14 protein-coding genes are annotated in these 12,837 nt (G+C 66.1%); 8 read left to right on the top strand and 6 right to left on the bottom strand.

Features of this window, described 5'->3' with window-relative positions; translation table 11 throughout:
* Window positions 1–17: 17 nt before the first annotated feature.
* The 3 genes from pdhA to K2O51_RS08825 are packed head-to-tail and all read left to right on the top strand — an operon-like array spanning window position 18 to window position 3,245.
* Window positions 18–1,118, top strand: a complete 1,101-nt coding sequence (gene pdhA, locus K2O51_RS08835; protein ID WP_220630086.1) for a pyruvate dehydrogenase (acetyl-transferring) E1 component subunit alpha — start codon at window positions 18–20, stop codon at window positions 1,116–1,118.
* 12 nt (window positions 1,119–1,130) lie between these two features.
* Window positions 1,131–2,108: an alpha-ketoacid dehydrogenase subunit beta gene (locus tag K2O51_RS08830; RefSeq protein WP_011301091.1), complete on the top strand. Its 978-nt coding sequence runs from the start codon at window positions 1,131–1,133 to the stop codon at window positions 2,106–2,108.
* A gap of 27 nt (window positions 2,109–2,135) precedes the next feature.
* Window positions 2,136–3,245, top strand: coding sequence for a dihydrolipoamide acetyltransferase family protein (locus K2O51_RS08825; RefSeq protein ID WP_011301092.1), 1,110 nt, complete (start codon window positions 2,136–2,138; stop codon window positions 3,243–3,245).
* 12 nt (window positions 3,246–3,257) lie between these two features.
* On the opposite strand, the gene K2O51_RS08820 is transcribed toward K2O51_RS08825, so the two are convergent.
* Entirely contained in the window at window positions 3,258–3,464 is a 207-nt protein-coding gene (locus K2O51_RS08820) for a DUF6494 family protein (protein ID WP_220630085.1), read from the bottom strand.
* Window positions 3,465–3,582: 118 nt separating this feature from the next.
* On the opposite strand from K2O51_RS08820, the gene K2O51_RS08815 reads away from it, so the two are divergent.
* Together K2O51_RS08815 and K2O51_RS08810 are read left to right on the top strand one after the other, a co-directional pair.
* Window positions 3,583–5,199 carry a phospholipase D family protein gene (locus tag K2O51_RS08815; RefSeq protein WP_140950560.1) on the top strand — a complete coding sequence of 539 codons (1,617 nt, stop codon included), beginning with the start codon at window positions 3,583–3,585 and terminating at the stop codon, window positions 5,197–5,199.
* A gap of 81 nt (window positions 5,200–5,280) precedes the next feature.
* Window positions 5,281–5,484, top strand: a complete 204-nt coding sequence (locus K2O51_RS08810) for a ribbon-helix-helix domain-containing protein (RefSeq protein ID WP_011301095.1) — start codon at window positions 5,281–5,283, stop codon at window positions 5,482–5,484.
* 9 nt (window positions 5,485–5,493) lie between these two features.
* Here the strand turns inward: K2O51_RS08810 and K2O51_RS08805 are convergent, their stop codons facing one another.
* Window positions 5,494–7,152 carry a SulP family inorganic anion transporter gene (locus K2O51_RS08805; RefSeq protein ID WP_011301096.1) on the bottom strand — a complete coding sequence of 553 codons (1,659 nt, stop codon included), beginning with the start codon at window positions 7,150–7,152 and terminating at the stop codon, window positions 5,494–5,496.
* Between the two features lie 215 nt (window positions 7,153–7,367).
* Here K2O51_RS08805 and K2O51_RS08800 point away from each other — a divergent pair, with 215 nt between their 5' ends.
* Complete coding sequence (locus tag K2O51_RS08800) at window positions 7,368–7,805, top strand: universal stress protein (protein WP_011301097.1); 438 nt, start codon at window positions 7,368–7,370, stop codon at window positions 7,803–7,805.
* A gap of 50 nt (window positions 7,806–7,855) precedes the next feature.
* A complete protein-coding gene (locus K2O51_RS08795) occupies window positions 7,856–8,509 on the top strand; it encodes a peroxiredoxin (protein ID WP_011301098.1) in 654 nt (217 codons plus the stop codon).
* A 261-nt stretch (window positions 8,510–8,770) separates the two neighbouring features.
* Here K2O51_RS08795 and K2O51_RS08790 read toward each other — a convergent pair whose 3' ends face one another.
* The 3 genes from K2O51_RS08790 to K2O51_RS08780 form a co-directional block, all read right to left on the bottom strand.
* Window positions 8,771–9,727 (bottom strand): chemotaxis protein, encoded by a 957-nt coding sequence (locus tag K2O51_RS08790; protein WP_011301099.1) that lies wholly within the window; start codon window positions 9,725–9,727, stop codon window positions 8,771–8,773.
* 218 nt (window positions 9,728–9,945) lie between these two features.
* Window positions 9,946–10,206, bottom strand: a complete 261-nt coding sequence (locus K2O51_RS08785) for a MoaD/ThiS family protein (protein ID WP_011301100.1) — start codon at window positions 10,204–10,206, stop codon at window positions 9,946–9,948.
* Window positions 10,207–10,223: 17 nt separating this feature from the next.
* A complete protein-coding gene (locus K2O51_RS08780; protein ID WP_235679727.1) occupies window positions 10,224–11,408 on the bottom strand; it encodes a beta propeller repeat protein in 1,185 nt (394 codons plus the stop codon).
* Window positions 11,409–11,989: 581 nt separating this feature from the next.
* Here K2O51_RS08780 and K2O51_RS08775 point away from each other — a divergent pair.
* A complete protein-coding gene (locus K2O51_RS08775) occupies window positions 11,990–12,613 on the top strand; it encodes a hypothetical protein (RefSeq protein WP_011301102.1) in 624 nt (207 codons plus the stop codon).
* A gap of 18 nt (window positions 12,614–12,631) precedes the next feature.
* Here the strand turns inward: K2O51_RS08775 and K2O51_RS08770 are convergent, their stop codons facing one another.
* A complete protein-coding gene (locus tag K2O51_RS08770) occupies window positions 12,632–12,835 on the bottom strand; it encodes a hypothetical protein (protein ID WP_041680282.1) in 204 nt (67 codons plus the stop codon).
* Window positions 12,836–12,837 lie beyond the last annotated feature (2 nt).

Here is a 12,837-nt window from a genome sequence, read left to right as displayed (position 1 = left end):
ACATCGGAGGCGGCCACATGGGCACGGTTGCGAGCTTTGACATCGGCTACACACGATACCTCGACCCGCCGGGCGCAACCCCGGTTTCCTCTTCCCCTCTCCCGCCATTCGCCAACGACCCGGACGCGCTGCTGCCGCTGTACCGTGCGATGGTGCTGACCCGCCAGTTCGACCTCAAAGCCATTGCGATGCAGCGCACCGGCAAGATCGGCACGTTCGCATCGGCGCTCGGGCAGGAGGCGGTCGGCGTTGGCGTAGCCAGCGCGATGCGGCCCGAGGACATACTGGTGCCGTCGTACCGCGATCACGCCGCGCAGTTTGTGCGCGGCGTCACCATGACCGAAAGCCTGCTGTACTGGGGCGGCGACGAGCGCGGCAGCGGTTTTGCGGCGGCGCCGCACGACTTCGGCAACAACGTGCCGATCGGCACGCAGGTCTGCCATGCGGCAGGCGTGGCTTACGCGGTGCAGTTGCGCGGCGAACCGCGCGTGGCAGTCTGCATGCTTGGCGATGGTGGCACCTCGAAAGGCGATTTCTACGAGGGGATGAACATGGCCGGCGCGTGGCATGCGCCGCTCGTGATCGTCGTCAACAACAACCAGTGGGCCATTTCGATGCCGCGCAGCCGTCAGACCGCTGCGCACACGCTCGCGCAAAAGGCGATCGCCGCAGGCATTCCGGGAGAGCAGATCGATGGCAATGACATCGTGGCAGTTCGGCACCGCGTAGGCGAAGCGATAGAGCGTGCGCGCGCCGGCGAGGGACCATCGCTGATCGAAGCGATCACGTACCGGCTCGGCGACCACACCACGGCTGACGATGCCTCGCGCTACCGTGACGAGTCCACGGTCAAGGCGCACTGGCAGGCCGAACCGCTGCTCAGGCTGCGCGAGCACCTGGTAAAGCTCGGCGCGTGGGATGCGGGGCGCGAAGAAGCGCTGGTGCGCGAATGCTCGCAGCAGGTCGCGCAGGCCGTGGAAGCTTACCTGGCGCTGCCGCCGCCCGATCCCGCCGCGATGTTCGACTGCCTGTACGCGACCATGCCCGCAGCATTGCAAGAGCAGCTCGCGACGGCACGGCGCTATGCCGCGCCGCATGGCCAGACCAACCCGAACTGAGGCGAGCGCACCATGGCTGAAATCACTCTGGTCGAGGCCGTCAACCAGGCGCTCGGCTACGCGCTGGAGCACGACCCCGATGTCATGCTGCTCGGCGAGGACATCGGCGTGAATGGCGGCGTGTTCCGCGCCACGGTAGGGCTGCAGGCACGATTCGGTCCGCAGCGCGTGCTCGACACCCCGCTGGCCGAAGCCGGCATTGTCGGCGCCGCGATCGGCATGGCGGCGATGGGGCTCAAGCCCGTGGCGGAGATCCAGTTCACGGGCTTTATCTATCCGGCCATCGACAACATCATCAACCACGCCGGGCGCATGCGGCACCGTACGCGCAACCGGCTTAGCTGTCCGCTGGTGGTGCGCTCGCCGTTCGGCGCGGGCATCCACGCGCCCGAGCACCACTCGGAAAGCCCGGAGGCGATGTTTGCCCACATGCCGGGCATCCGCGTGGTCATCCCGTCATCGCCGGCACGCGCCTATGGCCTGCTGCTCGCTGCGATCAACGATCCCGACCCGGTGATCTTCCTGGAGCCGACGCGGCTATACCGGCTGTTCCGGCAGGAAGTCGCGGACGACGGCGCGGCATTGCCACTCGACGCCTGTTTCACGTTGCGCGATGGCAGCGACGTCACGCTGGTGAGCTGGGGCGCAATGGTGCAGGAAACGCTGGCCGCAGCCGATCAGCTTGCCGAGGAAGGCATATCGGCTGCCGTGATCGACGTGGCGACGCTCAAGCCGCTCGACATGCAGACCATCCTCGAATCAGTGGCGCGCACGAGCCGCTGCGTGATCGTGCACGAAGCACCACGCACGGCGGGATTCGGCGCGGAGATCGCTGCGGGGCTGGCTGATGCGGGCCTGTACTCGCTTGCGGCGCCGGTGCAGCGCGTGACGGGCTTCGACACCGTGGTGCCGCTTGCGCGGCTGGAACACACCTATCTGCCGAGCGTGGCGCGCATTGTCGATGCCGTGCGCAAGGCGCTGTCGGCATAGTGGCAATAGTCTTACGGGGACGCAACGATGAGAGTCTTCAAGCTGCCCGACCTGGGCGAAGGCCTGCAGGAAGCCGAGATCGTGACGTGGCATGTGAAGGTCGGCGACACCGTGGCCGCGGATCAGCCGTTGCTGTCGGTCGAAACGGCCAAGGCCATTGTGGAAATCCCCTCGCCGTATGCCGGCACGATTGGCAAGCTGTTTGCACAGGCGGGCGACCTCGTCCACCTTGGCGCGCCGCTCGCGAGCTTCGAAGGCGCGGGCAACGATGCCGATGCGGGCACCGTAGTAGGCGCGGTCAAGGTCGGCTCGCATGTGGTGGCAGAATCCGCCACGCCGCTGAGCGGGGGTGCGGCCGGCGCGGGCATCAAGGCCACGCCGGCGGTGCGCGCGCTGGCAAGGCGGCTCGGCGTGGACCTGGCGATGGCAAACCCGTCCGGGCCCGACGGCGTCGTCACGGCTGCTGATGTGGAACGCGTCGCATCAACACTGGCTGAAACCGGCCCGGGTGAAGTGCTGCGCGGCGTGCGGCGTGCGATGGCGCAGAACATGGCGCGCGCGCAGAGCGAAGTCGCCGCCGCGACCGTGATGGACGATGCCGATATCCATGCGTGGCAAGGCGCGCATGACGTGACGATCCGGCTGGTGCGCGCGCTCGTGGCCGGTTGCCGTGCGGAGCCGGGGCTCAATGGCTGGTACGAGGGCCAGACCGGCAAGCGGCACGTGATGCAGAAGATCGACGTCGGCATCGCCGCCGACCTGCCCGAAGGCCTGTTCGTTCCCGTGCTGCGTAATGTGGGCAACCGCGACGCCGCGGATCTGCGACACGGCCTGGACCGCATGCGCGCCGATATCCGCGCACGCACGATCGCGCCCGAGGAAATGCGCGGCAACACCATCACGCTGTCCAACTTCGGCATGATCGCGGGCCGCTATGCCGCGCCGATCGTGGTGCCGCCCACGGTGGCGATCCTCGGCGCCGGCCATATCCGCGACGAAGTCGTCGCGGCCAATGGCGTGCCGGCCGTGCACCGCGTGATCCCGCTGAGCCTGACCTTCGACCACCGCGTGGTCACGGGTGGCGAGGCCGCGCGTTTCCTGGCCGCGGTGATCGCCGACCTGGCGCTGCCCGAATAGGGACAGGCGAATTCAGGCCAGCCGGATCTCGCCGTCGAACGTCGCGCTGAGCTTGAGCTTGCCGAGCTCGAGCGTCATCTTGACCGGCAGGATCTCGTTCCCGTCGAGGTCGCCGCTGGCCAGCGCGGCCGCCACGGCCTGTTCGATCTCGCGCTGGGAGCCGACGCCGACGGTCTTCAGGAACTTGCGGATGCTCGTATTGAAGGCTTCCTGATCCATGGCTGTCTCCTGCCGGGTTTCGTCGTGTATGCCTTGATAGTAGTGCAGGCCGGCGCGGGACTGGCGCGCGCTCGCAAAACGCGCTACACAGGAGGCTGGCCGCCGCCCAGGAGATGCCATGCCCGCCGTCCAGGACCGCCCCCGACTGACGCACCGCTGGCAGCACCGCCTCACGGTGCTGCTGGCCACCGCGCTGCTGCTGGCCGGCTGTGCGAGCCTGCCGCCGCAGGATGGGCGCGTAGGCACCTACGCGGTGACGCCAGCGGACACGGCCAGTACGCTGCTGGCCCGCACCATGGCGCCGATGCTCTCGGCGCACCCGGGCCAGTCCGGGTTCTATCCGCTCGCCAGCGGCCCGGACGCACTAGTGGCACGCATTGCGCTGGCCAGGGCCGCGCAACGCACGCTGGACGTGCAGTATTACATCTACGACGGCGACCTGACCGGCAAGACGCTGCTCGCCAACATCATCGCCGCCGCAGACCGCGGCGTACGCGTGCGGCTGCTGCTCGACGACCTGCACGTGGCCGGACAGGACCGCATCCTGTCGGCGCTCGATGACCACCCGAACATCGAAGTCCGGCTGTTCAACCCATTCGCCTCGCGCAGCCTGCGCATGGCCGCGATGGCGCTCGACTACAGCCGGCTGAACCGCCGCATGCACAACAAGTCAATGACCGCCGACAACCAGCTCACGATCGTCGGCGGCCGCAATATCGGCGATGCGTATTTCTCCGCCGACAAGGGCTCGGATTTCACCGATCTGGACCTGCTGCTGGCGGGCCCCGTGGTGCCCGAGGTCTCGGCGGTGTTCGACGACTACTGGAACGGCGCCGCCGCCTACCCCGTCAGTGCGCTGGTCAAGCCGCCCGAGGACGCCGCGGCGCAGCTGCAGGCCTTGCGCGACTACCTCGACAAGCACGTCGCCGAAGCGCGCGGCGGCGAGTATTCGCAGACCCTGCTGTCCTCGGGGCTCGCGCAGGCGCTCGAAAGCGGCAAGCTGCCCGCGTACTGGGGCCAGGCCACGGTGATTGCCGACAAGGCCGCGAAGGTCACGCTGCCGCCCGAAGACGATTCCAGCCATGCGATTCCCAAGCTCGTGAAGCTGCTTGGCAGTGCGCAACAGGAACTGGCGCTGGTATCGCCCTATTTCGTGCCGAACCGCAAGGCCGTCGAATGGTTTGCGCAGATGACGCAGCGCGGCGTGACGGTGCGTATCCTGACCAACTCCTTCGCTGCGACGGATGTCAGCGCCGTGCACGCAGGTTATTCGCCGTGGCGCAAGGACCTGCTCGAAGCGGGCGTGGAACTGTACGAACTCAAGCCGTCCGCCTATGCGGAGATGGCGCGCGAAGGCAAGCAGGGCCACCGCAGCATGGTCAGCAAGAGCCGCGCGAGCCTGCATGCCAAGAGCTATATGGTGGACCGGCGCCTGCTATTCGTCGGATCGCTGAACCTGGACCCGCGCTCCGCCCGGCTCAATACGGAAATGGGCGTGGTCGTCGACAGCGCGCCGCTGTGCGTGGCACTCGGCAAGGACCTGGACCAGGCGCTGCTGGATGTCGCCTACAAAGTCATGCTCGCGCCGGACGCCGACGGTAGTGGCTCGCATCTGGTGTGGGTCACACGCGAGAACGGCCTGCTGCGCACCTATGACAGCGAACCGGACATGGGCGCGCTGCAGCATCTCGGACAGGGACTGCTGCGGATGTTGCCGATCGAGGAGGAACTGTAGGCGCCCGCGGGCCGCTGGAGCCGCGGGGGCCGCTGTATATAATGCGTTTCCGATTGCCGCCGCGCATCGCGGCTGACCTCCATGGAATCCAAGACCGCCCGCCTCACCATACTGATCGATCCGGTCAAGAAGAAGGCTTTCGAGACCCTGTGCGCATCGCAGGACCTGACGCCATCGCAGGTGGTGCGGCAACTGATCCGCGAATACCTCGCGCAACACGGTGTGGACTACGCCACCAAGGCAAAGGCCGCCGCCAAAAAGAAAGCGCCCGCCGACAAGGCCTGAGCCGCGCTGTCACTGCTCGCGCGCAAGCTGCGCGCAGCGCTCGGCCGCCGCAGCCAGCGTGTCCTGGTAGTTGGCTTCACCGAGCGCGGCCAGCACCCCCGCGCGCATGAGTTTCTGGCGCACGCGCGCGTTCGCCTCGCACAGCACCACGGCGACGCCGCGCTCGCGGAGCTTGCCGATTACCTCATCCAGCGTCTGCAAGCCAGTCATGTCCATGAACGGCACGCGGCGCAAGCGGATCAGCAGCACGCGCGGATCGGTATGCGTCTGGATCAGCGCACGCTCGAAATTCTCCACGGCACCGAAAAAGAATGGCCCGTCGATGCCATACACCAGCACGCCTGGTGGCAGACCGGGCGGCGTGCCGCCGTCGCGCGACAGTTCGTGCTCCAGATCGGGCGCGTCCTGGCGTGACACTTCGACCGACACCGACATGCGCCGCAGGAACTGCAGCATGGCCAGGATCACGCCGATATTGACGGCCACCACCAGGTCCGTTAGCACGGTCAGGCTGAACGTGATCAGCAGGATCGCCACGTCGGCACGCGGCGCGCGGCGGACCATGCGCGCGAAATGGCGCAGCTCGCTCATGTTGTAGGCCACCACGAACAGGATCGCGGCCAGCGCGGCCAGTGGCACGTTGGCCGCCAGCGGCGCCAGGAACAGCACCACCAGCACCAGCGTGACCGCATGCGTGATGCCGGCCAGCGGGCTGTTGCCGCCGTTGCGGATATTCGTGGCGGTACGCGCAATGGCGCCGGTCGCCGCAAAGCCACCGAACAGCGGCGCGACGACATTGGCCAGGCCCTGGCCCATCAGTTCCTGGTTCGAATCATGGCGCGTGCCGGCCATGCCGTCGGCAACCACGGCCGACAGCAGCGACTCGATCGCGCCGAGCATGGCGATGGTGAAGGCTGGCCCGGCCAGCTCGATGACGCGCGCGAGCGTGACCTCGGGCAGGGACAGCCCCGGCAAGCCGCGTGGCAGCCCGCCGAAGGCGCTGCCGATCGTCGCCACGCCCTCGAAGCGGAACACCGCCTGGATGGCGGTGGCCGCCACCAGCGCCAGCAGCGGCCCGGGGATGCGGCGCAGCCAGTGCACGCGTGGCGCCCCGACAACCAGCAGCAGGCTCAGCACGGCAATCGCCGTCGTCGCCACGTGCAGTTGCGGGAAAACCTGGAGCAGGTGCCAGAGCTTCTCGTGGAAATGTTCGCCGGCGACCGCCGGCAAGCCGAAGAAATCGCGCCACTGGCCGACGAAGATGATCACGCCGATGCCGGCCGTGAAACCCACGATGACCGGCGCCGGAATAAAGCGGATCACGCTGCCGAGCCGCGCCAGCCCCATGGCCAGCAGGATGAGCCCCGCCATCAGCGTGGCGATCTGCAGGCCGTCGATGCCGTGCTTCGCGGTGATGCCGGACAGGATTACGATGAACGCCCCCGTGGGCCCCGCGATTTGCACGCGGCTGCCGCCACACGCCGACACCAGCAGCCCCGCCACGATCGCCGTGTACAGCCCCTGTTCGGGCTTTGCACCGGACGCAATGGCAAAGGCCATGGCCAGCGGCAGTGCCACCACGCCGACGATGGCGCCCGCGACGATATTGGGAAACCAGTTCCCGCGGTGGAACAGCCCGGCCTGCCAGGCCTCGCGCAGCGCAATCATTTTGCGACCTCGTTGTCATAGGATCATCGAAAGGCACATCGGATGATAACAACATGTTAATGATTTGGCCTGCCACGCGGCATGCGTCCGGGCCGGTTTCCGATCCTGTTGCCACGACCGGCCAGTTCCTATACTGGAGTGGCCCGCGCGGACCGGGGCATGCGCCAGGCGCCAGCGCGTCGGCTTCCCGTGGACTCTGGCAAGCGGAGGACATGATGTTCAGGCACTTCCTGGTTCCCACGGACGGCTCCCCCCGAGCCGACGCCATGATTGCGCGGGCCATGACCTTTGCCGAGCGCATCGGTGCCCGGGTCACTGGCCTCCATGTGATCCCCCAGTACCACCTGATGACCTACCGGCTCAGCAGCCTGCAGGAGTCGCGGGAAACGTTCGCCGCCGAGGCCGCGCGCCACGCAGAGGAATTCCTGCTTGCCCTGAGCCGGGCGGCAACCCAGGCAGGCGTACCATGCGAAACCGTCACCGCCACGGACGACCACCCGTGGCAGGCGATCGTCCTGACGGCGCAGCAGCGGGACTGCGACCTGATCGTGATGTCGTCGCACGGGCGGCGCGGCCTGCAGGCCATGCTGATCGGCAGCGAGACGCACAAGGTCCTGACGCACAGTACGATTCCCGTGCTGGTGTTTCACTAGCGGCATTTCATTAGCCCCTTTGTCTTCACCCCCAACCAAGGAGTTCGATCATGGCGATTCGAATTGGCGAAGAAGCCCCTGACTTCACCGCCGAGACCACGCAAGGCACGATCCATTTCCATGAATGGATCGGAGACGGCTGGGCCATCCTGTTTTCGCATCCGAAGGACTTCACGCCCGTCTGCACGACCGAACTCGGCTATATGGCTGGCCTCAAGCCCGAATTCGACAAGCGCAACACCAAGATCATCGGCCTGAGCATCGATCCGGTCGGCGACCACTCGCGCTGGGCCAAGGACATCGAGGAAACACAGGGCCATGCGGTCAACTATCCGATGATCGGCGATGCCGACCTGAAGGTGGCCAAGCTCTATGACATGATCCACCCCGAAGCCAGCGGCGGCCCGCGCACCGCCGTGGATAACGCGACCATCCGCTCGGTGTTCTGGATCGGGCCGGACAAGAAGATCAAGGCGATGCTGGCGTATCCGATGAGTGCCGGCCGCAATTTCGACGAAGTCCTGCGCCTGCTGGATTCGCTGCAGCTCAACGCGAAGCATGCCGTGGCGACCCCGGTCAACTGGAAACCGGGAGATGACGTGATCATCCCGACGTCGGTTTCGGACGAAGACGCACGGAAGAAATACCCGAATGGCTTCAAGACGTTGAAGCCCTACCTTCGGGTGGTGGCCCAGCCAAAGTAAGGAGAATGGCGGGCGGAAGCGCCCGTCCGGTCCGCGTTTCCGGGTATCGCCTCATACTTAGGTATGAGGCGGACGGGGCCCCCGGGAAAACTATCCACAGGAACAGTGGATATCCGGCCTATTGACAACCGCACAAGGCGCGCCGGTATTGGAAAAGACTGGCGTGCCTAATTTATAGGCAACAGGACGGCGTGGGGAAATGGTTGCGTCCGGGGCTGTTCTGTGCCTCATGCGATACAAGTTGACCACGCCGGGCGGCGTTCAGTGCACCAGCACGCTGCGCAACGTCTCGGCAAGTTCCTTCGCGACGAACTTGGCGACATAGGCGTTGGCGCCCACCTTGCGCACATGTTCCTCACTGGCCTCGCCGGAAAGAGATGAATGAATCACGACCGGCAGCGATTTGAGGCGGCTGTCCGCCTTGATTTTGCGGGTCAGCGTGAAGCCATCCATCTCCGGCATTTCCAGGTCGGTCAGCACCAGCGCCACTTCGTCGTGGATCGAACGGCCGTTGCTGGCGGCTTCAGCGGCCATGCTGTCGAGCAGATCCCAGGCTTCCTTGCCGGACTTGGTCATCAGCACCGGCGCGCCCAGCGCCTTCAGGCTCTGCTCGATCAGCCCGCGCGCGAGCGCGGAATCGTCGGCGGCGATCACCTTGGTGCCAGGCGGCAGGGTGAGCTGGGGGCCAACCGCTTCCGGAACCACGTCCGGCTGGCGCGACGGCAGCACGTCGCGCAGGATCTGTTCGACGTCCAGTACCTGCACCAGGCGCGCGTTGTCCGTGCCGGCGTCGAGCTTGGCGATGCTGGTGACGTGGCCCGTGCGCACGCTGGCTTCGGCTGAATGGACCTGGTTCCATTCCAGGCGCACGATTTCCTCGACGGCCTCGACCGCAAACCCTTGCGTCGAGCGCGCGTATTCGGTCACCAGCAGGATGCCGAGGCCGTTTGCTGGCTTGCAGCCAACCAGGCGCGGCAGGTCGATGACCGGAATCACCTGGCCGCGGATGTCGGCCATGCCCAGGATCGACGGATCCGCGCCGACGACGGTGGTGACCGGCGGCATCACCAGGATTTCGCGGACCTTAAAGACGTTGATGCCGAACAGTTCGGACTGGCCTGTATGCTCGGCGTCGCCCAGCCGGAACAACAGCAGTTCGAACTGGTTGTTGTTGGTCAGGTTGGTGCGTTCATCGATGTCCCTCATCGAACTGCTCATGTGATGCTCCCCTTGCGTGCCGAATGGCTAATTAGTTTGCCGCTGCGGTAGGTGCGGTCTGCGGCCCGGCGGCAGGCGGACAGCAGACGTTCGATGTCTGGATATCGGCAACCGGACTCGGGGATTTAAGCAGGGCTTAAGTGGGATTGATCTGATTCACGCAACGACTTTGCACCAGATCATGGCGGCGGAATGCCCGCGATACGCGATACAGCGAATCAGCCGCCAGCGAGTGCCTGCAGGATGTGGACCTCGTCATCGTCGTGCAGCGGCGCGTCGAGCCGCATCCACTGCACGCGATTGACGAAGACGCGGATATACGGCCGCAGCTTGTCCTGCTCATCGACAATGCGGAAACGCATGCCGGGAAACTGCCGGTCCAGGTCCTCGAGCAACTGGCCGATGCTCTTGCCATGGGCTTCCACGACCGACTGCTGATCGGTATAGGAAAGCAGCGGCGAGGCAATATGGACGCGCATGCTGACTCCCTTGAGCGTCAGACCGGCCGTGCCGACTGGACCGCGTAGATGTGCGGCAAGTGGCTCGCAATGCACTGCCAGTGTTCGCCTTCATCGGCACTGGCCCAGATCTCGCCGCCGGTGGTGCCGAAATACACCCCCACAGGCGCGTGCGCGTCGGCAGTCATGGCCTGGCGCTTGACGGTGAGCCAGGCCTGATCGGTGGGCAGGCCACGATCCTGCCGCTGCCACGACTCGCCTGCGTCGCGCGTGACATAGACCGCGGGCTTGCCGCCGGGGCTCACGCGGGGCCAGACGTCGCTGCCATCCATCGGGAAGACCCATACCGTGCGTGGATCGCGCTGATGCACGACGATCGGGAAGCCGATATCCCCAACCTCGCGCGGCATGGCGTCGCCGATGCGCTTCCACACCCCTTCGCGCCGGTCCATGCGATAGATGCCGCAGTGGTTTTGCTGGTACAGGATGTCAGGCGCAGCCGGATGCTGCACCACGCAGTGCGGGTCATGGCCGAATTCGACGTTGGGGTCCGGCAGGAAATTCGCGGCGCAACCGCGGTTCAGCGGCTTCCAGTCGGTACCCGCATCGGTGCTTTCGAATACGCCGCCGCTCGACATGCCGATGTAGAGGTGCTTCGGATCGCGCGGATCGACAAGGATGGAATGCATCTTTGGGCCGTCGGGCGTGCCGTCCTGTTCGCCGCCGGTCCAGGCGCGCCGCATCGGGTGATCATTGAAGCCGGCCACCGGCTCCCAGCTCGCACCGTGATCGGTACTGCGGAACAAGCCTTGCGGAGAGGTGCCGGCATACCACGTGCCGGGTTCGGACGCATGTCCGGGCGTGAGCCAGAAGACATGGTCGACCACGCGGCCGGTTTCACCTTCGGGGGCCTTGTTGAACGCCGGTGGGCGCGTGGCCTCGGTCCAGTTGCCGCCGCCGTCGTCCGAACGGAATACCGTCGGTCCCAGATGGCCGGTGCGCGCCGCCATCAGCATGCGCTCCGGTTCCCGCGGATCCTGCACGATGTGGTGGATGGTGTGCCCGAGGAATACCGGCCCACGCAGTTCCCAGGTGCGGCGCGCGGGGTCACTGGCCAGGAACCACGCGCCCTTGATCGTGGCGACCAGCAGCATGACCGGGCCGGATTCCGGAGCTGACGTCTTGTGGGGTTCGGTTTGCGGTGCCGTGCTAGCTGTCATCATGGCTCCCTGCGGAACTGCCCCGCCGTGGGGCATGTGCTACCGAGTCTAGTCCATGTAGACAGTGTTCACAATTGCAATATTGCGGCGGCATGCAACCCGTCTGACTAGGGAAGTCCATCGAGAATCTTGTTCGTTGGCCGCTGTTGAACGCAGATCTCAGCCTGATAGTTGGACATTCAGTGCCCGATGTGGCATAAGAGTCGTTGGTCGGCGGCAAATTGCCCAGCCGGCTCTATGCCGCCACTGCCTTGCCGATGCCCCTGTCGCTCCACGCCACCGCCTCGCTTTGCCATGCCACGCATGGCGCGGCCGCGTGCGCGTCGGAGATGGTCACGCGCATCGGCCTGCCGGTAATCCCGGCCTGCCTGGCCGTGCTTTTCCTGGCCGTGCGGACAGCTCGGCGGACCTCCGTCCCGACCTGAGCTTTCCCGCACGGCACTTTGCATGCGGCTGCCGCGTTGGCAGCCGCGAACCATCGTGCATTCAGGAGAAAGCCATGCCATCCATCTATCGCCGCACGCTTTGCGCCATGGTGGCGCTCGTCATTCTGTACGTCGCCTTCAATAGCTGAGGAGCACGCCATGACCATGACGTTTGCACTGCGCGACCCGGCGCAGGTACTGGCACGCGCGTTGGAATTGCGCGTCGATGTCAGCCCCGAAACTGCCGAAGTGGAACACGAACTCGGCGCGCTGCATGACCGCATGCGCCGCCCCGGCGACCGGCTGCATGACATGCCTCACATGCCAAGCGGCCTTCCCGGGCTGCGCCTGCGCTATCGCGAGGCCGATGGCGAGATTTTCGTGTATGTGGAAGATGTGGCCAGCCGCCAGCTGGCTGGCTATACGGTTTTCAACCGGCTGATTGAAGTCGGCCGGCGCGCCGACCCGTGGGTGCGATCGCCGCACACGAAGTTTGCGCCGCCCTACCAGCGCCTCGGCCTGGCGTCAGGCCTCTACCGCTGGGCGCTCGATGGCGGGCTATGCCTGCTCAGCGGCGCGCGGCAGTCGGCGGGCGCTCATGCGCTATGGCAGTCGCTCGGCCGGCGGTACGCGCTTGGCTATGTCGACCTGCGCTACAAGACCCTCACCTCGCTGGGCGAGCAAGTCAGCGCGGTAGTGAAGGACGATCTGCATACCCGCATGTTGCTGCTCGGGCATGGCTGGACGCTGGGACGCTTCAAGGAAGCGACGGGGATGTACTGAGTCTGCAGTGGGCCGCGTTCACAGCCAGGTGATCGGCGCGGCCTCTCGCGCGTTCTGCACATGCAGCGCCCAGCCCCGCGCGAAATACTCGCGCACGCGGGCGCTCAGAGACTTGCCGCTGCCCATGCGGGCGTATGGGACAACACTGCGGGAAGGGTCTGCAGGGACTGCGGGACGGCGGCTCGGCGACTGGCGATAGAGAGTGTCAGCAAGGACTTGCATAA

The sequence above is a fragment of the Cupriavidus pinatubonensis genome (assembly GCF_019602855.1).
GTDB lineage: Bacteria > Pseudomonadota > Gammaproteobacteria > Burkholderiales > Burkholderiaceae > Cupriavidus > Cupriavidus pinatubonensis.
The sequence above is the reverse complement of the archived record's forward strand: the minus strand, read 5'-3'. Positions and strand labels throughout refer to the sequence as shown.

What these genes read in the sequence shown, in the direction of transcription:
- pdhA (WP_220630086.1), top strand. Translation starts at nt 18, where the DNA reads ATGGGCACGGTTGCGAGCTTTGACATCGGCTACACACGATACCTCGAC.
- K2O51_RS08780 (WP_235679727.1), bottom strand. Translation starts at nt 11,408, where the DNA reads ATGATGACAGCTAGCACGGCACCGCAAACCGAACCCCACAAGACGTCA.
- K2O51_RS08795 (WP_011301098.1), top strand. Translation starts at nt 7,856, where the DNA reads ATGGCGATTCGAATTGGCGAAGAAGCCCCTGACTTCACCGCCGAGACC.
- K2O51_RS08830 (WP_011301091.1), top strand. Translation starts at nt 1,131, where the DNA reads ATGGCTGAAATCACTCTGGTCGAGGCCGTCAACCAGGCGCTCGGCTAC.
- K2O51_RS08790 (WP_011301099.1), bottom strand. Translation starts at nt 9,727, where the DNA reads ATGAGCAGTTCGATGAGGGACATCGATGAACGCACCAACCTGACCAAC.
- K2O51_RS08800 (WP_011301097.1), top strand. Translation starts at nt 7,368, where the DNA reads ATGTTCAGGCACTTCCTGGTTCCCACGGACGGCTCCCCCCGAGCCGAC.
- K2O51_RS08805 (WP_011301096.1), bottom strand. Translation starts at nt 7,152, where the DNA reads ATGATTGCGCTGCGCGAGGCCTGGCAGGCCGGGCTGTTCCACCGCGGG.
- K2O51_RS08820 (WP_220630085.1), bottom strand. Translation starts at nt 3,464, where the DNA reads ATGGATCAGGAAGCCTTCAATACGAGCATCCGCAAGTTCCTGAAGACC.
- K2O51_RS08810 (WP_011301095.1), top strand. Translation starts at nt 5,281, where the DNA reads ATGGAATCCAAGACCGCCCGCCTCACCATACTGATCGATCCGGTCAAG.
- K2O51_RS08785 (WP_011301100.1), bottom strand. Translation starts at nt 10,206, where the DNA reads ATGCGCGTCCATATTGCCTCGCCGCTGCTTTCCTATACCGATCAGCAG.
- K2O51_RS08775 (WP_011301102.1), top strand. Translation starts at nt 11,990, where the DNA reads ATGACCATGACGTTTGCACTGCGCGACCCGGCGCAGGTACTGGCACGC.
- K2O51_RS08815 (WP_140950560.1), top strand. Translation starts at nt 3,583, where the DNA reads ATGCCCGCCGTCCAGGACCGCCCCCGACTGACGCACCGCTGGCAGCAC.
- K2O51_RS08770 (WP_041680282.1), bottom strand. Translation starts at nt 12,835, where the DNA reads ATGCAAGTCCTTGCTGACACTCTCTATCGCCAGTCGCCGAGCCGCCGT.
- K2O51_RS08825 (WP_011301092.1), top strand. Translation starts at nt 2,136, where the DNA reads ATGAGAGTCTTCAAGCTGCCCGACCTGGGCGAAGGCCTGCAGGAAGCC.